An 18,885-nucleotide genomic window follows, 5' to 3' on the forward strand; every position below is an offset into this window, starting at 1 on the left:
ACCGGCAAATCCATCAGTCACGTGACCGACTAGGGTGAATCCCGTGATCGCACTGCTCGTCCTGCTGTCGTTGTTGTTCCTCTGGGGAGCGGTCTCGGACCGGCTGGCACGGTGGAGCGTCACCGCGCCCATCGCGTTCGCCGGGGCCGGCATCCTCCTGACCGGTGGCGACCATCCGATCCTCACGCTCGACATGGAGACGCACACCTTCCAGCGGGGCGTCGAACTCGTGCTGGCGGTGATGCTCTTCACCGACGCCACCGAGGCGCGCGACTACGAGTGGCTGGAGGGCTCGGTCGGCGACATCCGGCTGCTGGGCCTGGCTCTGCCCGCGTCTCTCGTTCTCGCCGTCCTGGCGGGCGCTGTGCTCTTCCCCGGCACCAGTTGGTGGCTGCTGGGCGTGGCCGCCCTGGTGGTCATGCCCATGGACCTCGCGCCGATCATGATGTTCCTGCGGGACGAGCGGGTGCCGCTCCGGGTGCGGGCCGCCCTCAACATCGAGGGCGGCTTCAACGACGGCCTGATCTCACCGCTGTTCGTCTTCTGCGTGGCCAACCTCGTCACCGCTCAGGGGCACTCCTTCGGCAGCCTCGTGCTCGACGCGGTCAAGGGCGCCGCCTACGCGGTGCTCGCGGGCACCGTCGTCGCCTTCCTCGCCATCGGGGTGGTGCGCCGCTCCCTGGCCGCCGGGTGGGCGACTGCCGCCGATCTGCGCCTGGCCGGTCTGGCGCTGCCCGTCGTCGCCTACGCCGCATCCGTGCTGCTCGGCGGCAACGGCTTCGTCGCCGCGTTCGTCACCGGGCTCTGGTACGCACGCACCGCACACTCGCTGGGCAGGCATCACCTCGACCTGGTGCACGATGCCACCTACCTGATGACCCTCGCCGTGTGGTTCACCTTCGGCAAGCTCATCGCCGACGTGTTCGCGGAGGGTGTCGATCTCGCGTTCATCGGCTACGCGCTGCTCGCCCTCACCGTCGTACGGATACTCCCCGTGCTGGTGTCCCTCATCGGCACCGACTTCACCTGGCCCGAACGCTGGGCAAGCGGCTGGCTCGGCTCCCGCGGGGTCACCTCGATCGTCTTCGCGGTGCTCGCGTACACCCAGTTGAACAGCCAGGACGCTGCCTTCGTGGTCAAGGCGATGAGCGCGACCGTGTTGTTGAGCATCTTTCTGCACGGCATCACGGTCGAGCCCCTGGCCCGCTGGTTCGACCGCCGCGCCCGGCTCGTGGCGGCGGCCGAGGAGGGGCAGCCGCGGATCAGGCCGTCCTGAACAGCCCGGGCTCGGTCTCCCGCACCAGGCCCCTGGCGGCCAGCCGGGCGAGGTGGTGGGTCGCGGTACGTCGTTCCACCGGCTCCACGTGTGGTCCCGCCACATGTGGCCGGTACACAAGGCGGTGCTCGGCGATCTCCGGGACCGTCCTCGGCTCGGCGAGGAAGGCAAGCAGCGCCGCCTCCCGCCGTTCGATCACCTCAGCGAACTCGGCCAGCCCGCGCCGGAAGTCCGACGCGCCCTCGATCACGCCCTTCTGGTGGGCGGTGCCGTACCAGCGGGCGTCGATGTCCGCGCACCGGCGTATCGACGCCTCGAAGTCCGGAAGGTCGCTGCCGGCGTCCCCGTAGAACGGGCCGAACGAGGTGAGGTCGATGTCCGCGACGAACAGGAAGCCGTCCGGCTCGACCAGGAAGCCGCTGTGGCCTCGTGTATGGCCGGGGAGGTGGACCGCGGTGACCGTGCGACCGCCGAGGTCGAAGACGGTGCCGTCGGTGAAGCCGAGCGCGTCCGGGCGCCCCGTCACATGGAAGTCGTCGCGCAGCATCCGGTCCGCGGCGTCGGCCTCCTCGGGCGGGTAGCCGAACCCGGCGACCATCACCGCGCGGGACCGCAGCGGGCCGAGGTCCTCCTCGTGGACGTGGACCGGCACGTCGTATCCGTCGAGCCCCGCGATGTGGTCCTCGTGCGCGTGGCTCACCAGGACCAGATCGGCGGGCGGTGCCCCGCCGACGAGCGACAACGAAGGGTCGACGACCAGCGTGGCGTCCGTCCCCCGCACCAGGAGCGAGTTGGCGTACGGATAGGCGCCCCGCCGGGCACCCACGAGCACCGCGACGCCTCCGTAGGTCTCCTCGGTGTATTCCGCGCCCATGTGCGCCACCCATCTCTCGGCTCACGCTGAAAGTCGAATCGGAGTCGAAACCGTAGCAGGGTCCGCGGTGCCTCAGTCGAGGGCGTCGATCCCCGGCGCGAAGGTGATGAGGAGCGGCAGTGACGGAGTCAGCATCGCCGCCACCGTGATGAGAGCGCGCCTGCGGCGCCTCAGTCTCGGCGGGGGAGCTAGGAGGCGGTCCACCCGGTCACCCAGCGCGCGGCGGCTCGAGGCGCAGGAGAAGACCCCGCGATGCTGGTTGAGTTCGATGAGGGCGAGGGCGGTGGTGACGTGCCCGCAGCGCCGCGCGGCGGTGTCGTCGGCGGCCAGTTCCACCAGGCGGTGGGTCTGCGCGCAGAAGTGGGTGAACAGCGGTACCCGGGGAAAGCCCTCGGCGAAGGCGGCGGACAGGTGCAGCAGCCAGTCGTGGCGGGCACGCGCGTGGCCGCGCTCGTGGGTGAGGACGGCATCGAGCTGGCGGTCGGTCAGCCGGTGCATCGCACCTGTGGTGACGACGAGTTGCGAGGGGCTGCCGGGCAGCCACCAGGCATCGGGGTACTCATCCTCCAGGACCAGCAGAGGCCCGTTCGCGGCGGGAAGACCGCCGGGTAGTTCGGGTGCCCGATCCCGTAGGCGGTCGCGCGTCGCCACCCGGGTCTGGTGGACCGCCCTGAACCTGCCGGCGAGCACGGCCGCCGTCCAGGCCGCGCCCGCCGCCAGGAGCAGGGTGAGCCCGGTGGCCCAGGCGGGGGCGGCGGAGAAGCCGTAGGCCGCGAGGACCCCGGGCGGTGCCGAGTCGAACAGGGCGTCGCGCACGGTACGGAAGACCGCGGCCGTGCCGAGGACGAGCGCGGTCAGGCAACCCAGCAGGGCAGTGGCGACCAGGCATTGCCACACCCACAGGCCGAGCACGGGTTCCCGCTCCGGCCAGGTCGCCCGGTTCAGCGCGCGGGCGACCGGTACGCCTGCCGTCAGGCTGACGGCGGCGAGCAGGAGAAGGCAGCCGATCATGCCGGGGCTCCGGTGGGGGCTCGGTGGGGAGTACGGCGGACGGGGGTCCGCCCCGGCGTGTGATGCATCTGTCTGGCGTTCCTTGTTTCTCGCTGCGCCGGTCCCCTCGGGGCGGACCGGCGCAGCGACTTGCGTGGTGGGGGCCCGGTTCAGCCGCGCAGCGCCGAGGCGAAGATCGCCGGCAGTGCGGACCAGCGGGGGGCCGCGGCGAACTCGGTGAGGAGCCGGCCGGTGGTGGCGGCGGTGCGGTTGTCGACGAACCAGGGCGGCTTGGGCGACATGACCGCGCTCCCGTGCAGGAGCGCGCGCGGCGCGGGCCGGAACGGCCCACGGACGACGGTGCGTTCCGGTTCGTCCAGCAGCAGGGCGTTGTGGACCACGCCGATCCCGCTCTGCACGTCGTCCGGGGTGTGCCCCGGGAACGCGCCCCAGGTGGCGGTCGCGGTCAGGTAGCCCACGCCGGTCCAGGCGTTCAGCGCGACGGTGCCGTAGCGCAGCGCCGCCACCGCCCGGTCCAGTTCGGGGCCGAGGGCGGAGACGGTACGCGGATGCACGACGAGGTTCACCCCGAGCGTGCCCGTGAACCGCTCGTTCGCGGCGCGGACCGCGCGATCAAGGAACTGTCGTGTGTCACCCGGCAGTTCGAGGACGGCCAGCACCGGTGAGAAGTACTCCTCGGTGAGCGCCGGACCCGGCTCGTCGGAATCGGGGATCTCGATCAGTACCCGCCCGCCGCCGACGGCCTCGGCGCCCGGATACGCGGCACGGGCCGCGCGTACGCGCTCGTCGCTGCCCGGATAGTAGGCGGGCCGCTCAGGCGCTCCCGACAGGGCGGACCGCAGGTGGGCCAGGAAACGGTCCTTCTGCGGCCAGTCTGCGGCCACCACGACCACCTGGCTCGCCACGCAGTTGTACCCGCCGTTGTGCAGGCGCTGGGTGGCGATGTGCCCGGCCTGGTAGCGCAGGTCCGCGTCGGTCCAGACGTCAGGGAGCACGATGGTGGGGGAGACCCCGCCCAGCTCGCTGGTGACCGGCTTGTCCAGCAGCGGCGTCCCGGCCCTCTTGCGGGCGGCTCCCTCCGGGCCCGTACCGAACACGATCGCGTCATGTGTGGCCGCGCTCCCGGTCATGTGAACGTGCCCGGTCCTCTGGTGGTGCACGAGGTACGCACCCACGTCCGCGCCGCCGGTGACGATGCGGACGGCGCCGGCCTCGATCAGCGGGGCCAGCACCCGGCTGAACACCTCGAACAGACCATCCGTGACCGGGTTGAGCTTCAGCGCCACCACCCGGTTGTTCGCGTACACCTCGTACAGCACGTCCAGCACCGGGATCGAGGTGATGTTGCCCGCCCCGAGCACGACACCGACGCCCCCGGTCTCGGTCGGCCGACGCAGGGAAAGACCCGCTCGGGCGCGTACCCGCTCCTCCGGGACGCCCGGCGGCATCCACACCTCGGCGGAGAACCCGTTCAGCAACAGCCGGTCCCAGACACCGTGCGGCAGCACGCGCACCGCGACCCGGTCACCGGGCGCTCGCCCGACGGAAAAGCCGTCGACCGGGCTCGCCCCGCGCTCCAACGCCCGGATGCTCGCGGACAGTGCGCCCACCGAGGTCAGCACCGGGTACGGGCCGGTGATCCACTCCTCGCCCACGAGCTGATCGTTCTCGGGCAGCCGTTTGTACGCGACGGCCGCGCGCACCCAGTCCCGCGCGTTGGCCGCGGTCGCCGCGCCCACCCGTTCCAGCAGCTCGCGCCGCTCGGCCAGACTCCGCGCGGCCCAGGCCGCCTCGCCCCGGGTCAGTTCGTCGAGCGCCCGGTCGATCTCCGCCGCCCGGCCGGTCGCGGGTATGGAGGCCGTCATCGTGTCGCTCCCTGTCGTCGGTCGCCCGCCTTGATGAGGTCGGCAGCCTTCTCGGCGGCCATGATGACGGGTGCGTTGGTGTTGCCCCGTGTCACGGACGGGAACACCGAGGCGTCGACCACCCGCAGGCCCGGCACGTCGAGCACCCGCAGTTCGGGGTCGACCACCGAGCCGATCGCACAGGTCGACGTCGGGTGGTAGAGGGTCTGTCCGGCCCGCTGCGCCCAGGCGAGCAGGTCCGCGTCGGAGTCGGAGGCGGGCACGTCGAAGGGACCGGTGACGAGGTCCGACACCGCCGGTCGGGCGGCGATGTCCAGCGCGATCCTGATCCCGGCGACGATGGCGTCCCGGTCCTCGGGTGTCGTCAGGTAGTTGTGCACGATCCGGGGTGCGGCGTCCGGCCGCGGGGAGCGCAGGGTCACCGCGCCCCGGCTGGTCGGAGCGAGCACGCAGGGGCCGAAGGCGAAGCCGTGTTCGGCGGCCGCGCCCAGGCCCTCCTGATGGAACAGCACCGGGGCCGCGTGGAACTGCACGTCCGGGGCGTCGAGTTCGTCGCGGGTACGGAAGAAACCGCCCGCCTCACCGATGTTGGAGGTCAGCGGACCGCGCCCCTCGCTCTGGAGCAGCGCCGCGTTCTCCTCGGTCGCCGCCGCGATCAACGACTCCGTGCCTGTACGGAAGTTGAGCAGTGCCATGTAGTGGTCCTGGAGGCCCTGGCCGACCGGCAGATCCCGCACCACCCCGATCCCGAAGGCGGACAGCACCGCGCCCGGCCCGATCCCGGACAGCATCAGCAGCTTCGGCGACTCGTACGCCCCCGCCGACAGGATCACCTCCCGCTCGGCGCGCACCACTTCGACTGTGCCGCCGCGCTCCACCTCCACGCCCGCCGCGCGACCACCCTCGATCACCACCCGGTGGGCGCGCGCCGAGGACAGCACGGTCAGGTTCGGCCGCTGGAGCGCCGGATGCAGATAGGCGACGGCGGCGCTGCACCGCATGCCACCGCGCTGGGTCACCTGGTAACGGCCGACGCCGAACTGGCGCTCACCGTTGAAGTCGTCGTTCGTCTTGTACCCGGCCTGCTCGGCGGCGTCCACGAAGGCCGACGCGAGCGGATGCCCGGACCGACCGTCGCTCACCGTCAACGGCCCGCCCACGCCGTGGAATTCGTCCTCACCGCGCTCGTTGTCCTCGGCGCGCCGGAAGTACGGGAGCACATCGGCGTACGACCACCCCTCGGCCCCGCCCGCGGCCCAGCCGTCGTAGTCGGCGCGGGCACCCCGGATGTAGATCATCGCGTTCAGGGAGCTGGAACCGCCGAACACCCGGCCCCGCGGCAGATAGGTCCGCCGGTCGCCGATGCCCGGTTCGGGCTCGCTGTCGAGGTCCCAGTCCAGCTCGCTCTTCATCAACTGCGGGAAAGCGGCCGGGACATGGATCTCGGGCGCGGTGTCGGGACCGCCCGCCTCGATCAGCGCCACCCGTACCTCGGGGTCCTCCGACAGCCGCGCGGCCAGCACGCAGCCCGCCGATCCGGCACCGACGATCACGTAGTCGTACGAGCTCATTCCATCTCCTTCGATGAGAGCGGGAGTTGCGCGGAACACGGACCGAGGACGCGGGTGAGGAAGCCGAGCTGGTCGGCCAGCGCGCGTTCCTGCCAGGGTCCGTCGTAGACGTCGAAATGGTCCAGGGGGTACTCGGCCAGCCGCGCCCACCGACCGGCACGGCGGGCGGTGCGGCGGGCAGCGCCGGGCGGGGCGACCCGGTCGTGCAGGCCGACCTGGAACAGCACCGGGCAGGACACCCGCCCGGCGTACCCGACCGGCCGGTTGGCCCCCACCTTCAGCGCGGCGCGGGCACAGACCTCGTTGCGCCAGGTCGGACCGGCCATGACGACGCTGATCCGGTCGATGTCCGGCGTGGTCATCATCGCCACGGTCCCCGGCGGGCCGACGACAGGCAGGTGGTGCGGCCGCCGCCCGGTGAGGGCCCGCGCCACGTCGCGCAGGCCGTGCCCGGCCAGCTCCAGCAGTCGGCCCACCCCCGCCAGGCGCACGACGTGCGCCAGGGTGGCGAGCCCGTCCGTGGCGGGCGTCAGCGCGACCGCCGCCGCGACGCGCCCGTCCTGCGCGGCGACGGCGACGACATGGCCGCCCGCGTACGACGTGCCCCACAGGACGATCCGGTCCGGGTCGACGCCGGGCAGGTGCCGGGCGGCGGCGAGGGCCGCGTGGTAGTCCTGCCGCTGCCGTCGTACCGACACGTCCTGCCGGGGCGTGCCGCCGGAGTCGCCGAAGCCCCGGTAGTCGAACAGGAACACGTCCATCCCGGCGTCGGCGAAGCCCTGCGCGTATCCCATGAGGCCGCTGTCGCGGGTGCCGCCGAAGCCGTGGGCCATGACGACGCACGGGCGCCCGGCCGGACCGGTCAGCGCGTCGCTCTTGGCCGGTAGGTGCGTGGCGCCGCAGGTGACGCCGTGGCTGGGGAAGGTGACCTGGCGGCTCACCGGGCGCGCCTCGTCCCGGTGAAGTGCAGGGCGGCGTCCGCCACCGGCCCGTCGCGCAGCCGCTCCACGTCCTTCTCGTACGCCATCTCCACCGTCCACGGACCACGCGTCCCAGCTCTGGGGAAGGCCCCGATCCCGCGCTCGACGTAGCCTGCGGACAGGTCCATGAACGGGACCCGCTCCATCGCCGGGTCGTGCAGCACCGGGGTGACGGTGTCGTAGCCGTGGGAGCTCATGTGGTCGAGCAGGCGGCAGAAGTGCTCCCAGACCAGGTCCACCTTGAGGGTCCAGGAGAGGTTGGTGTAGCCGAGTGCGAAGACCAGGTTGGGGACGCCGGACAGCATCATCGCCTTGTAGGCCGTGGTGTCGGACGGGTCGACCTGGCGTCCGTCCACCTGGAGCCGCACCTTGCCGAAGGGCGACATGTTCAGCCCGGTCGCGGTGACGACGATGTCGGCGGCCAGCTCCCGGCCCGACTCCAGCAGGATGCCCGACTCGGTGAACCGTGCGATCCGGTCGGTGACGACGGAGGCCCGGCCGCTCGACAGCGCCTTGAACAGATCGCCGTCGGGCACCACGCAGAGCCGCTGGTCCCAGGGGGCGTAGCTGGGCGTGAAGTGCGTGTCCACGTCGAAGTGCCGGGGGAGTTGCCGCCGCACCCCGGCGATGAGCAGCCTGCGCGCGAGCTTCGGGGCCCGCCTGCACAGCTTGTACATGCTCCGGGTCAGCCAGATGTTCTTGCGCCGGACCAGTCCGTGCGCCCGCCGCTGGCCGAGCACCTTCCGCAGTACACCGGCGACCGCGTCCTCGGACGGCAGCGAGAAGATGTACCCCGGAGACCGCTGGAGCATCGTCACGTGCCCCGCCCGGCCCGCCATCGCAGGGATCAGCGTGACCGCCGTGGCGCCGCTGCCGATCACCAGCACCTGCTTGCCGGTGTGGTCGAGGTCCTCCGGCCAGTGCTGCGGATGGACCACCCGGCCGTGGAAGTCCTCGACCCCGGCGAACTCCGGGGTGAACCCCTCCCCGTGGTCGTAGTAGCCGGTGCCCAGGAGCAGGAAGCGGGCGGTGAACGTCAACTGCTCCCCGGTGTCGGTCCGTTCGGCGGTGACCGTCCAGCGCCGCTCGGCCGTCGAGAACTCCGCGCCGATCACCCGGTGCCCGAACCGGATGTGCCGGGCGAGGCGCTTGTCGGCGACGGTCTGCTGGAGATAGTCGAGGATGAGGTGGCCGTCGGCGATGGCCTTGCGGTGGGTCCACGGTTTGAAGCCGTAGCCGAAGGTGGACATGTCCGAGTCCGAGCGGATACCGGGATACCGGAACAGGTCCCAGGTGCCACCGATCGACTCCCGGGCCTCCAGGATCGTGAACGTGGTACCGGGGCGCCGGGACGTCAGATGACCTGCCGCGCCGATGCCGGAGATCCCGGCGCCGACGATCAGCACATCGACATCGGCGGCCGAGCCGTTGGTGGTGTTGGTCATGGTGCCTCCTTGCCGCCGTCACGGCGGCGGGGTCGTGCTGACTGCCTGACTGCGGTGGGCCGACCGCAGGCGCTGCGCGGCGCCGGGTCACGACGGACCGTCGGCGAGCGCCCGGACACCGGAGCCGTCGTCCTCGACGGCGCCGACCGGCGTTGTCGGACGGAGGGCGGCTTCGGGCTCGCCGGGGATCGCGTGGGGCAGGCGTTCGGTCCCGCCCTCGATCGACCAGAATCCCGCAGCGTCGAGGAAAGCCCCGAAGCCGCCGAGCGATCGGAGCAGACCCTCGCACGAGCTTTCGGTCATGACCTTCTCCGTCTCTGCTCGACGTGGCACCTGGGAGCAGGGCGCGGTCGATGGCACCGGGCATGGTCGTACGGGATTCGAATACGAATCGTAGTCGAGTTTATGGGCCGTTCATAGAGTGTCAACCTCCGTCGGCAAGGTCTTCCCAGGTCGCGGCTGATATGATTTCGAGTCGTGTTCGACAAGGATTCAACGGCTCCGACCCGGCCTCCCGTGGTGCAGCGGCGAGGCGTGGAGCGCAGGCGCGCCATCCTCGACGCGGCGGAGGCCCTGCTCACCGAGAAGGGCTACGAGGCGGCCACGCTCAAGGCCATCGGGGAGCGGGCCGGCATTCCGACCGCTTCCATGTACCACTATTTCCCGGACCGGCACCAGGTCGACGCCGAGCTGCTGCAGCAGCACATGCGGGCTCTGGACGCCGTCGTGGACACCGTGCTGCGGGACATCGGGCCGGGCACGGTCCGGGAGATCGCGGACGCCCTCATCGACGTCGTGCTCACGTACTTCCGACGCCACCGCAGCTGCACCGAGTTGTGGTTCGCGGGGCGCAACGAGGCGCTGGACGAGCTGGTCCGCACCTTCGACGAGGCCCAGGCGGAGCGGCTCTGGCTCCTCCTCCTGGAGCGGAAGCTGATCGCCGCCGACACCTCGCGCTTCGTCCCGCAAATGGCCTTCGAGGCCGCCAACCGGCTCTTCGACGTGGCTTTCCGGCGCTCGCCGGACGGCGACGACGCGACGATCGACGAAGCCCGTCGCATGCTCACCGCCTACTTCCTGACCTACGCCCCCGAAGACGCGTAGGTCAGGCCGTACCGTCGCTAACGCAACGGGTCGCCCCATTCGACCTGGGCGCGGAGCTGCTTCTTCAGCAGCTTGCCCCCGGCGTTGCGGGGCAGCGGATGCACGGTCACCGTGGCGTACTGCGGCACCTTGAAGTCGGCCAGCCGCTCCCGGCAGTGCGCGAGCACGGTGGGCAGGTCGATCCCGGCCCCGTCGCCCTGGAGCACCGCTCCGACCTTCTCGCCCATCACGTCGTCGGGCACCGCGAGGACCGCCGCGTCGGCCACGCCGGGCGCCGTCAGCAGCACCGTCTCCACCTCCACGCTGGACACGTTCTCCCCGCCCCGGTTGATGATGTCCTTGGCCCGGTCCACGATGTGGACCCGCCCGGCCGGGTCCACGCGCACGATGTCGCCGGTACGCAGCCAGCTGTCCACGAACGCCTCCGCCGTGGCCTCCGGCCGGTTCCAGTAGCCGGTCGTCACGTTGGCGCCCCGTACCACCAGCTCGCCCACCTGCGGATCGTCCCCGATCGGGGCGACGCCGAGGTCGACCGCGGGCACCGCGTAGCCGACGGAGTCGGCGTGCTCCGCCGCGTCCCGGTCCGGCAGCACGGTGATCAGTGAGGCCGTCTCCGTCATGCCGTACCCGTTCATCAGTGCCGCGCCGGGGAAAGCCGCCTTGAGGGACCGCACCAGGGCGGGGGCGATCGGCGCGCCACCGTAGGCGACCGTGCGAACCCCGGAGACGTCGGCGTCCGCGAAGGGCGGGTGCCGCAGCAGGAGTGCGTAGACGGCGGGCACGGTCACCAGGAAGGAGATCCGCTCCGCCGCCAGCGCACCGGCCAGCTTCGGCAGGTCGAGTGCGGGCATGATCACCGAAGTGCCACCCGCGTACGCGGCCACCACGAACTGCGAGTTGCACGCGGTGACGTGGAAGAGCGGTACGGAGACCAGCGTGCGCAGCTCCGGCCCGACGGTCCGGGGCAGTCCGAGGCAGCGCATCATGTTCTCGGCGTTGGTGAGGAACGCGGCGTGCGTGGTGGGGACGCCCTTGGGGCGGCCGGTCGTGCCCGAGGTGTAGAAGAGCGCGGCCACGTCGTCGGCGCCGAGGCCCTCGGCCGTGTACGGGTCGCCGTCGGGGAGCGGGGTGCCGGGCGCCAGGTCGACGCGGGCGCCGGAGTCGGTGAGGACGAACTCGACCTCCGGCGGAGCGGACCGCGTGTTGACCGCCACCACGATTCCCCCGGCCAGCAGGGTGCCCCAGAAGGCGAGTACCCAGTCCATGCCCGCCGGATACCGCACGGCCACCCGGTCGCCGCGCTCCAGCCCGGCCGCCCGGAGGCCCCCCGCCACCCGCGCGGCGCGCGCCCACAGCTGGGCGTAGGTCAGGCGCTCCCCGCCCAACTCGACCACCGCCTCGCCCTCCGGCCGCCGTTCGGCATGCGTCCGCAGCACGTCGAGCAGGGTCTCGGGCAGATCGGTGTAGCGCGGAACACCGTCGGCGCCGCGGACCACGGCGTCCTGGGGGAACGGACACGTGGAGCGGGGTATCTCGATGACTGCGCGGCTCATGCGGCGGCTCCATTCGGGGTGCGGGTACGGGTGGGGGTGCGACCGGAGCAACCGTGCCGCTCTCGGCACGAGGCGGCCAGGGCACCGCCGCTTCGGTGCCCCGGCCGCCAGATCCGGTGGCGAGACGGGCTAGGGCCTGTCTTCCGGATCTTGCCGTAGTCGCGGGGTCTGGCACGCACATCTGCGGCGTTGTCGTCACTCGCCGACGCTCCGCGTCGACTCCCTCCTCCGCCTTGCAGCTGCACGCACCAGACCCCGCTCGGGTCAGCCAGAAGGCGCCGTCGGCCCGAGCCGGCCTGATCCGGAAGAAAGGCCCTAGACGAGCGCCTCGACGATCTCGTGGCGCGGAGTGCCGACGCGCTCCAGCGCCTTGTAGAAGGCTTCGGGGTCGGCCCAGTCCTCGGGGGAGAAGGCGCCGGACCGCTTGCCGGTCTCGTCCAGGGCCAGGACCATGAACGCCGCGCACGCGGTGCCGGTCAGGCTGCCCATGCTGCTGACCAGGTAGGTGTCCGTGCCGCTGACCGGCGTGCGCCGGACGGCGACCGCCGGCCGGCCGTTGCGGGTACCGGTGACGCGGGCCAGCAGACCTCCCTGCCACTTCTCCTTGCGGCCCAGCGCCGAGGAGAGCAGGAACTTGGCCAGCGTGCCCGCCCCGCTCTCGCCCCGGCGCACCTGGCCGACCATCCCGCGCAGCGCGTATCGCAGAGCCTTGGGATCGCTGACCCGGTTCTTCAGGATCGCCTCCAGGAAGTCGAGCGCCTCGTCGACGGTGATCCTCCCCTCCTGGATGGCCAGGCCGAGACCGCGCGCCAGACCGTTGAAGGGCGAGGGGGCGAGGCCGCCGATACATCGGATGCGTCGCGCCTCGGGGTACCGGCGGGGGAGGGTGACGGGCTCCGGGTGGGCCGTCTCGTAGAGCAGGATCTCGCCGATACCGGCACCCATCGGGACCGAGTCGGTCTCCACGTAGGACTCGTGGACGACGGGGCCGCCGTCCTCCCAGGTCAGGCAGTCACCGGCGGCGATGTGCATGAGATGTTCGAGCACCGCCCGGCCCACCTGCGGCCGCTCGTCGCCCACGAGCCACGCCAGGTCGATGTCCTCGACGGTGTCGAGTTCGCTCGCCGCGTCCACGACGAGGACGTTGCTCATGCCCGGCGAGGCACCGCAGCCCACGTAGACGGGAATCCCGGCCTCGCGCGCCTTGTCCTGGAGGGTCAGCGCGTGCTCCGTGCTCTCCACGTCGTCGTCGAAGTCGAGGTAGGGCACCTTGGCCTCCAGGCAGGCCGAGATGACGGGCTCCGAGGTGCGGATGTACGGTCCCGCGCCCAGCACGACCAGGGCGGCGCCGTCGATCGCCTCCCTCAGGTCGGCGCGGTCGTAGAGGTCCAGGCGCCTGGCCCTGGCCCGGCCCGGCGGCAGCCGCTTCAGCAGGGGCTTGAGCAGCTCGGGCCGGATGTCGCAGAGGGTCAGCTCCCAGTCCCCGTCGGCCTTGGCGAAGCGCTCGATGGCCACGCGGCACATTTCCCCGGCCGCGCCGATGAAGACGACCCTCCGCGCCGTCACGCGGCACCTCCGGTGCCCTGAAGCCCGCGCATGCCAATGTCATAACAGTGAGCCACGACTCTCTCCGCTCCGTTGTTGCTGGTGGTCCGACGACCCGTGCATCCGGCGTGATCCGTGTCCCGATTCGTCCGGTAGCCCGGATGACAGGAATTCGATTTCGAATCGGCTTTCAGTCTAAGGGTGGGCCAACGGCCGTCGTCAAGGTCTTGGAGGCTTTGCTCGAGAGCAACCGGGTCTGCCGGGCCGGTTGCACCGCTGGATCTCGGACGGCTGAGGGACCCCGCCGACGGTGACTGCCTGACGAGCCCGGCCCCGTACGGCGCATGCAAGGTGATGAATGGGTCGGTATCGTCACAAAGAGGCGGGGCGGAGAAGCCTTTTCGTCAATGGGCCCGAATCCAGATGCCCCCGCCGGGGACCGCACCGCTGCCGGGCCCGTTCACCCGATCCGGACGTGCTGACCGGAGTCCGGATTCTCGGCACTCGGCTTCGGCTGGGACCTGCGGACGGAGGCAGTGTCATGCGCATCGTCGTGGACCTGAACCGATGCCAGGGGTACGCGCAGTGCGTGTACCTCGCCCATGAGGTCTTCAAGCTGACCGGCGACGAGGCCCTTTCCTACGAACCCAATCCCGACGAATCGCAGCGCCTGCACATCGAGCGGGCCGCGGCGGCCTGCCCGGTCCAGGCGATCAAGATAGACCGGGTGGACGTCGAGCCGGACGACGCGGACCGGGGTGCCGCCTCATGAACCTGTCGGAGACATTCGCGGAACTGGTCGGCGACTTCAGGGCCAACGGCAGGATCGTCATCGTCGGTGCCTCGCTCGCTGGGCTCCGGGCCGCCGAAGCCTTGCGTGAGGGAGGGTTCACCGGTCCGCTGACCATCATCGGGGACGAACCCTACGAGCCGTACGACCGTCCTCCCCTGTCCAAGCAGGTACTCAAGGGGTGGGTGTCGGCCGACAACACCAAACTGCCCCGGCTGCGGGGCTCGGACGCCACGTGGCGGCTCGGGGACGCGGCCGTCGAACTGGACCGGGCCAACAGACTGATACACCTGGCCGGCGGCGAGCAGGTCCCGTACGACCGACTGCTGATCGCCACGGGAACCCGGGCGCGGCAGTGGCCCAACCCGGCCGAGGCCGCCCTCGACGGGGTGCACACCCTGCGCTCGCGCGACGACGCGGCACAGGTGCGGCAGGCGCTGGCCGCACGCCCGTCGCGGGTGCTCGTCATCGGCGCCGGGTTCATCGGCTCGGAGGCGGCATCCGTCTGCCGGGAACTCGACATCCCGGTGACGGTCGCCGAGCGGGCCTCGGCACCGCTGGTCGGCGCCCTCGGCGGAGTCATCGGCAAGATCGCCGCTGAGATGCAGCGCGAACACGGGGTCGATCTGCGCTGCGGGGTGGGTGTGTCGGCGCTGGAGGGTGACACCGCCGGACACGTGCGGCGCGCGCGGCTCTCGGACGGGACCACCGTCGAGGCCGACCTGGTGCTGGCCTCGCTCGGATCGATCCGCAACGTCGAATGGCTGGAGGGCTCCGGTCTCGCGGCCGGCTACTGGGGCGTCGGCTGCGACGCCGGAGGCCGTGCCTTCGACATCAACGGTGTGGCGACCGACAGCGTCTACGTGGCAGGTGACATCGCCCGCTCACCGTACGTGCTGTACGACTACGAGTTCCTCGCGATGGAGCACTGGGACAACGCCGTTTTCGGCGCAGAGGTCGCCGCCCACAACATGATCAACCTTGAGCCCGACTACCGGCCGAACCTGCTGCTTCCCGGCTTCTGGTCCGGCCAGTTCGGACGGAACATCAAGTCCGTGGGGGTGCCTCCCTTCGGCGACGAGATCGTGTTCACGCAAGGGTCCGTCCGAGAGCGCCGCTTCGTCGCGGCCTACGGTCGCAGAGGGCGCATCGTCGCCGCCGTCGCCTTCGACGGGGGCAAGTGGCTGGAGCACTACGGGCGGCTGATCGAGCAGTCGGCGCCGTTCCCGCCCCCGCGGGCGGGCTGGGACCTGCCCGACTTCATGCAGCCGATGCCGGCCGAGTTCCCGACGCCGGGCGTCCCGGCCGGAGTACCCGACGTGGTCCTGACCGGTCACGACCCGACCGAACGCAGGGCCGAGTTCCAGCGTCCCGGCCGGTGACGTGGCTTTCGGCCGACGCGCGCGGCCGAACAGCGCCTCACGAGCGGAGGAACATCATGGACGAGGAAACCCCCTGGCAGCAGGCACTCCGCTATGCCAACCGCGCCGATCCTTATCCGTTCTACGAGGAGCTGCGCAAGACGCCGGTGACCCGCGAGCCGGACGGCTCCTACGTCGTCGGCACCTACTGGGAGGTCGTCCAACTCCTCCATGACCCCCGTGTCAGCTCGGACCCCACCAAGTGTCCCCGGCTGTCCTGGATCGCGGGGGGCGAGGGCGAGACGACGGCGGACGAGTTCAGCACGCCGGACATCATCAGCTCGGACCCGCCCGAGCACGACCGGTTCCGCCGCCTGATGACGCGGCACTTCTACGGCCCTCCCGACGCACCTGACTGGATCGCCCGCACGGAGCCCGACATCCACCGCATCGTGGACGACCTCTTGGACAAGCTGCGGGACAAGCCCCGCTTCGACGCCGTCGACGACTTCGCCTATCCCCTGCCGGTGTCCCTGATCTGCCAGATCCTCGGCGTGCCGCTGGAAGACGAACCGCTCTTCCACGCATGGATCGAATCGGCCCTGGACTCCCTGGACTTCGGCCCCGAGGCGAAGTCCGAGGAGGTCCTGGGCCGACAGCAGGCGGGCGACGCGGCCTACGCCGACATCCATCGGTACATGTCCGGGCTGATCGACCGATACGCCAGGGAGCCCGGACCCGGAATGCTGTCGGCGATGGTGCACGACGACAGCGCGTCGGGTCCCATGCCCAGGGACGCGATCATCAGCAACGCTCTCCTCCTGCTCTTCGCCGGGCACGAGACCACCGTCAACCTGATCGCCCACAGCCTGCTGACCCTCCTGAGGCATCCGGAGGCGCTCGCGGAACTGCGCGCTCGGCCCGAGCTGATCGTGCCCGGGGTGGAGGAAATGCTGCGCCTGGAGTCGTCGGTGCAGTTCTGGTTCACCCGCTCCGCGCTCGAGGACATCGACATCGCGGGCACCACCATCCCGAAGGGCTCGCCGATCTTCCTGGTGTACGGCTCGGCCAACCGCGATCCGAACCGGTTCCCCGACCCCGAGCAGGTCGACCTGGAGCGCCCCGACAACGAGCACCTCGGCTACAGCCAGGGCATCCACTTCTGCTTCGGCGCCCCACTCGCCCGGCTGGAGGTCCAGGTCGCGGTGCAGGAGTTCATCCGCCGCGTCGAGAACCCGCGCCTGGTCACCGACCCGCCGCCGTACCGTCACAACCAGGTCTTCCGCGGCCCGCGTCACGTCCTGATGGACGCCGACGGAGTTCGCGGCTGACACTGATCCGCTCGAAGGGAGCGCCATGAGGGCCTTCCGACTCGTCGCATGGCAGAAGCCGGCAGAGCTGCGCGAGGTACCGGTGCCCGAACCGGGGCCGGGAGAGGTCCTGATCCGGATCGGAGGCGCCGGCGCCTGCCACTCCGACCTGCACATCATGGAGGAACCGGGACCGGAAGACGGCACCGGACTGCCCCTCACACTCGGCCACGAGAACGCCGGATGGGTCGAGGCGACCGGCCCCGGTGCCTCCGGCGTCGCCGTCGGCGATCCTGTCATCGTCTACGGTCCGTGGGGCTGCGGGGTGTGTGCCAACTGTCGACAGGGCCAGGACAACTACTGCCTGGAGACAAACGGTGTCGGAGGCGGTCTGGCCGAGTACGACGGCGGGATGGCCGACTGTCTGCTTGTCCCGTCGACGCGGTTCCTGATCCCGCTCGGCGACCTCGCCCCCCGGGACGCCGCTCCCCTCAGCGACGCGGGCCTGACCAGCTATCACGCTGTCAAGCGGTCGCTGCACCTGCTGGGGCCCGGCTCCACCGCGGTGGTGATAGGAGCCGGAGGGCTGGGGCAGATGGCCATCCAGATCCTGCGCGCGCTCAGCGCGGCCACCACCGTCATCGCGGTGGACACGGCGGCGGACAAGCTGGAGACCGCCAAGCGCATGGGCGCGGACGAGGCGCTGACCTCCGACGGCGAGACGGTCGAGCGCATCCGGGACATGACACGGGGCCAAGGCGCCGAACTCGTGCTGGACATGGTGGGCGTCGATCCGACGCTGCGCATGGCCGCGCAGGTGGCCCGGGTGCTCGGCGACCTGACCCTCGTCGGTCTCGGCGGCGGCGCCCTCCCGGTCAACTTCCTGAGCCCGCCCCACGAGTGCTCGGTCACCGCGCCCTACTGGGGCTCCCTCACCGAACTCATGGAAGTGGTCACCCTGGCCCGGCAGAACAAGATCGAGCTGCTGGTGGAACACTTCCCCCTCGATCGCGCCGCAGAGGCGTACCGGCTCCTGCACGACGGCAGGATCAAAGGCCGCGCCGTGATCACGCCACAGACCTGAGAGTCGTAGCCGTGGGAGACCGGCCGCGCGCCGGCACGGCCGGTCCCGTCCTGCGGGGAGATCGAGGTATCAGGGGACGAGTATCAGGCGGATCGGGTCCCCGATCTTGTTCTGCAGCCGGTGGACCGCTTCCGCCGCGTCCGTCAGCGGGATGTGGGCGCTGATGGAGGGAGACAGGTCGAGGCGCCCGGCCGATGCCAGCCGGATCAACTGGTGGAGGTCCCGGAAGCCGGAGCCGAAGTGGCCGCGGATCTGGTTGCTCTTCCAGCTGAACTGCGTGCTGTCGGTGATGGTGAGCGGGTGGGGGGTCAGCCCCGCCAGGACCATGATCCCGTTCTGTCCGAGGACGGTTGCGGCCTGTTCCCGTACGGCGGGCGCACCGGCGAAGTCGAGGGCGACGTCCAGGCCGAGGCCCGCCGTGGCCTGGTGCACGGCCCCGGCGAAGCCCGGGTCGACAGGGTCCAGTGCGAGGTCGGCGCCGAAGGCCAGCGCGCGTTCCCGGGCGCTGGGCAGCGGGTCGACGGCGATGACCGGTGCGGCACCGGCCAGGCGGGCGAGCTGGATGCCGTGGGCGCCCAGGCCGCCCACGCCCCACACGCCCACGGCCTGGGCCGGGCGGACCTCACCGGTGGTCACGATGGCGGAGTACGGCGTGGAGACCGCGTCCGGGATGATCGCCGCCTGGTCGAACGGCAGGTGGTCCGGGATCAGGGCGAGGGTGTCCTCGCGGGCGATCGTGTACTGGGCCCAGCCGCCGTCGTAGTCGAGGCCGCGGGTGAGGGGCTCGACACACGTCCCGATGCGAAGGCGGCAGTCGTCGCACCGCCCGCAGCCCTGGCCGGCCTGCAGGACCACGCGCATCCCAGGGGACCAGTCGCCGAGCAGGTCGGAGCCGAGGGTGTGGATCACTCCGGCGACCTCGTGCCCGAGGGTGACTTCCTCGATGGGTACGAACGGCTTCAGGCTGCCGTCGATCAGGTGCACGTCGGACAGGCACACACCCGCGGCCTTGACCTCGATCAGTACCTCACCCGGACCGGGGACGGGTATGGCGACCTCTTCGACGCGGAACGCACCACTGGGAACGTGAAGGCGTCCGGCAAGCATGGTGTTCAT

At 71.2% G+C, this 18,885-nt stretch carries 16 protein-coding genes; 6 read left to right on the plus strand and 10 right to left on the minus strand.

Translation table 11 applies throughout. The annotated features are described in order from the left end of the window. Positions 1–43: 43 nt before the first annotated feature. Positions 44–1,276: a cation:proton antiporter gene (locus ACIPPM_RS06140; protein WP_401443582.1), complete on the plus strand. Its 1,233-nt coding sequence runs from the start codon at positions 44–46 to the stop codon at positions 1,274–1,276. On the opposite strand, the gene ACIPPM_RS06145 is transcribed toward ACIPPM_RS06140, so the two are convergent. The 7 genes from ACIPPM_RS06145 to ACIPPM_RS06175 all read right to left on the minus strand — a co-directional run bounded on the left by ACIPPM_RS06145 (position 1,263) and on the right by ACIPPM_RS06175 (position 9,325). Continuing rightward, on the minus strand, positions 1,263–2,150 hold the full coding sequence (locus ACIPPM_RS06145) for an MBL fold metallo-hydrolase (protein WP_401443584.1): 888 nt from the start codon (positions 2,148–2,150) through the stop codon (positions 1,263–1,265). The genes ACIPPM_RS06140 and ACIPPM_RS06145 overlap by 14 nt on opposite strands. 72 nt (positions 2,151–2,222) lie before the next feature. Continuing rightward, complete coding sequence (locus ACIPPM_RS06150) at positions 2,223–3,161, minus strand: M56 family metallopeptidase (protein WP_401443585.1); 939 nt, start codon at positions 3,159–3,161, stop codon at positions 2,223–2,225. A 149-nt stretch (positions 3,162–3,310) separates the two neighbouring features. After that, positions 3,311–5,026 carry an aldehyde dehydrogenase family protein gene (locus ACIPPM_RS06155; protein WP_401443586.1) on the minus strand — a complete coding sequence of 572 codons (1,716 nt, stop codon included), beginning with the start codon at positions 5,024–5,026 and terminating at the stop codon, positions 3,311–3,313. Then, complete coding sequence (locus tag ACIPPM_RS06160) at positions 5,023–6,597, minus strand: GMC family oxidoreductase (protein WP_401443588.1); 1,575 nt, start codon at positions 6,595–6,597, stop codon at positions 5,023–5,025. The genes ACIPPM_RS06155 and ACIPPM_RS06160 overlap by 4 nt, the downstream gene beginning before the upstream one ends. Beyond that, on the minus strand, positions 6,594–7,538 hold the full coding sequence (locus ACIPPM_RS06165; protein WP_401443591.1) for an alpha/beta hydrolase: 945 nt from the start codon (positions 7,536–7,538) through the stop codon (positions 6,594–6,596). The genes ACIPPM_RS06160 and ACIPPM_RS06165 overlap by 4 nt, the downstream gene beginning before the upstream one ends. Next, entirely contained in the window at positions 7,535–9,022 is a 1,488-nt protein-coding gene (locus ACIPPM_RS06170; protein ID WP_401443593.1) for a flavin-containing monooxygenase, read from the minus strand. Before ACIPPM_RS06170 ends, ACIPPM_RS06165 begins: the two co-directional genes overlap by 4 nt. Before the next feature lie 87 nt (positions 9,023–9,109). After that, complete coding sequence (locus ACIPPM_RS06175; protein WP_401443596.1) at positions 9,110–9,325, minus strand: hypothetical protein; 216 nt, start codon at positions 9,323–9,325, stop codon at positions 9,110–9,112. 213 nt (positions 9,326–9,538) lie between these two features. On the opposite strand from ACIPPM_RS06175, the gene ACIPPM_RS06180 reads away from it, so the two are divergent. Beyond that, a complete protein-coding gene (locus ACIPPM_RS06180) occupies positions 9,539–10,126 on the plus strand; it encodes a TetR/AcrR family transcriptional regulator (protein WP_401443599.1) in 588 nt (195 codons plus the stop codon). Between the two features lie 17 nt (positions 10,127–10,143). On the opposite strand, the gene ACIPPM_RS06185 is transcribed toward ACIPPM_RS06180, so the two are convergent. Next, entirely contained in the window at positions 10,144–11,679 is a 1,536-nt protein-coding gene (locus tag ACIPPM_RS06185; protein WP_401443602.1) for a class I adenylate-forming enzyme family protein, read from the minus strand. A gap of 315 nt (positions 11,680–11,994) precedes the next feature. Continuing rightward, positions 11,995–13,245, minus strand: a complete 1,251-nt coding sequence (locus tag ACIPPM_RS06190; RefSeq protein ID WP_401443604.1) for a saccharopine dehydrogenase family protein — start codon at positions 13,243–13,245, stop codon at positions 11,995–11,997. A 520-nt stretch (positions 13,246–13,765) separates the two neighbouring features. On the opposite strand from ACIPPM_RS06190, the gene ACIPPM_RS06195 reads away from it, so the two are divergent. From ACIPPM_RS06195 to ACIPPM_RS06210, 4 genes are read left to right on the plus strand one after another with little or no spacing between them, the layout of a single operon-like run. Then, a complete protein-coding gene (locus ACIPPM_RS06195; protein WP_401443606.1) occupies positions 13,766–13,996 on the plus strand; it encodes a ferredoxin in 231 nt (76 codons plus the stop codon). Beyond that, positions 13,993–15,396 carry an NAD(P)/FAD-dependent oxidoreductase gene (locus ACIPPM_RS06200; protein ID WP_401443609.1) on the plus strand — a complete coding sequence of 468 codons (1,404 nt, stop codon included), beginning with the start codon at positions 13,993–13,995 and terminating at the stop codon, positions 15,394–15,396. Before ACIPPM_RS06195 ends, ACIPPM_RS06200 begins: the two co-directional genes overlap by 4 nt. A 56-nt stretch (positions 15,397–15,452) precedes the next feature. Then, complete coding sequence (locus ACIPPM_RS06205; protein WP_401443612.1) at positions 15,453–16,706, plus strand: cytochrome P450; 1,254 nt, start codon at positions 15,453–15,455, stop codon at positions 16,704–16,706. Between the two features lie 25 nt (positions 16,707–16,731). Continuing rightward, positions 16,732–17,769 (plus strand): NAD(P)-dependent alcohol dehydrogenase, encoded by a 1,038-nt coding sequence (locus ACIPPM_RS06210; RefSeq protein ID WP_401443615.1) that lies wholly within the window; start codon positions 16,732–16,734, stop codon positions 17,767–17,769. 69 nt (positions 17,770–17,838) lie between these two features. On the opposite strand, the gene ACIPPM_RS06215 is transcribed toward ACIPPM_RS06210, so the two are convergent. Next, entirely contained in the window at positions 17,839–18,885 is a 1,047-nt protein-coding gene (locus ACIPPM_RS06215) for a zinc-binding dehydrogenase (protein WP_401443618.1), read from the minus strand.

It is taken from the genome of Streptomyces sp. NPDC090119, from assembly GCF_044747085.1.
GTDB lineage: Bacteria > Actinomycetota > Actinomycetes > Streptomycetales > Streptomycetaceae > Streptomyces.

What these genes read in the sequence shown, in the direction of transcription:
- ACIPPM_RS06195 (WP_401443606.1), top strand. Translation starts at nt 13,766, where the DNA reads ATGCGCATCGTCGTGGACCTGAACCGATGCCAGGGGTACGCGCAGTGC.
- ACIPPM_RS06210 (WP_401443615.1), top strand. Translation starts at nt 16,732, where the DNA reads ATGAGGGCCTTCCGACTCGTCGCATGGCAGAAGCCGGCAGAGCTGCGC.
- ACIPPM_RS06170 (WP_401443593.1), bottom strand. Translation starts at nt 9,022, where the DNA reads ATGACCAACACCACCAACGGCTCGGCCGCCGATGTCGATGTGCTGATC.
- ACIPPM_RS06205 (WP_401443612.1), top strand. Translation starts at nt 15,453, where the DNA reads ATGGACGAGGAAACCCCCTGGCAGCAGGCACTCCGCTATGCCAACCGC.
- ACIPPM_RS06145 (WP_401443584.1), bottom strand. Translation starts at nt 2,150, where the DNA reads ATGGGCGCGGAATACACCGAGGAGACCTACGGAGGCGTCGCGGTGCTC.
- ACIPPM_RS06215 (WP_401443618.1), bottom strand. Translation starts at nt 18,885, where the DNA reads ATGAACACCATGCTTGCCGGACGCCTTCACGTTCCCAGTGGTGCGTTC.
- ACIPPM_RS06175 (WP_401443596.1), bottom strand. Translation starts at nt 9,325, where the DNA reads ATGACCGAAAGCTCGTGCGAGGGTCTGCTCCGATCGCTCGGCGGCTTC.
- ACIPPM_RS06155 (WP_401443586.1), bottom strand. Translation starts at nt 5,026, where the DNA reads ATGACGGCCTCCATACCCGCGACCGGCCGGGCGGCGGAGATCGACCGG.
- ACIPPM_RS06160 (WP_401443588.1), bottom strand. Translation starts at nt 6,597, where the DNA reads ATGAGCTCGTACGACTACGTGATCGTCGGTGCCGGATCGGCGGGCTGC.
- ACIPPM_RS06150 (WP_401443585.1), bottom strand. Translation starts at nt 3,161, where the DNA reads ATGATCGGCTGCCTTCTCCTGCTCGCCGCCGTCAGCCTGACGGCAGGC.
- ACIPPM_RS06185 (WP_401443602.1), bottom strand. Translation starts at nt 11,679, where the DNA reads ATGAGCCGCGCAGTCATCGAGATACCCCGCTCCACGTGTCCGTTCCCC.
- ACIPPM_RS06200 (WP_401443609.1), top strand. Translation starts at nt 13,993, where the DNA reads ATGAACCTGTCGGAGACATTCGCGGAACTGGTCGGCGACTTCAGGGCC.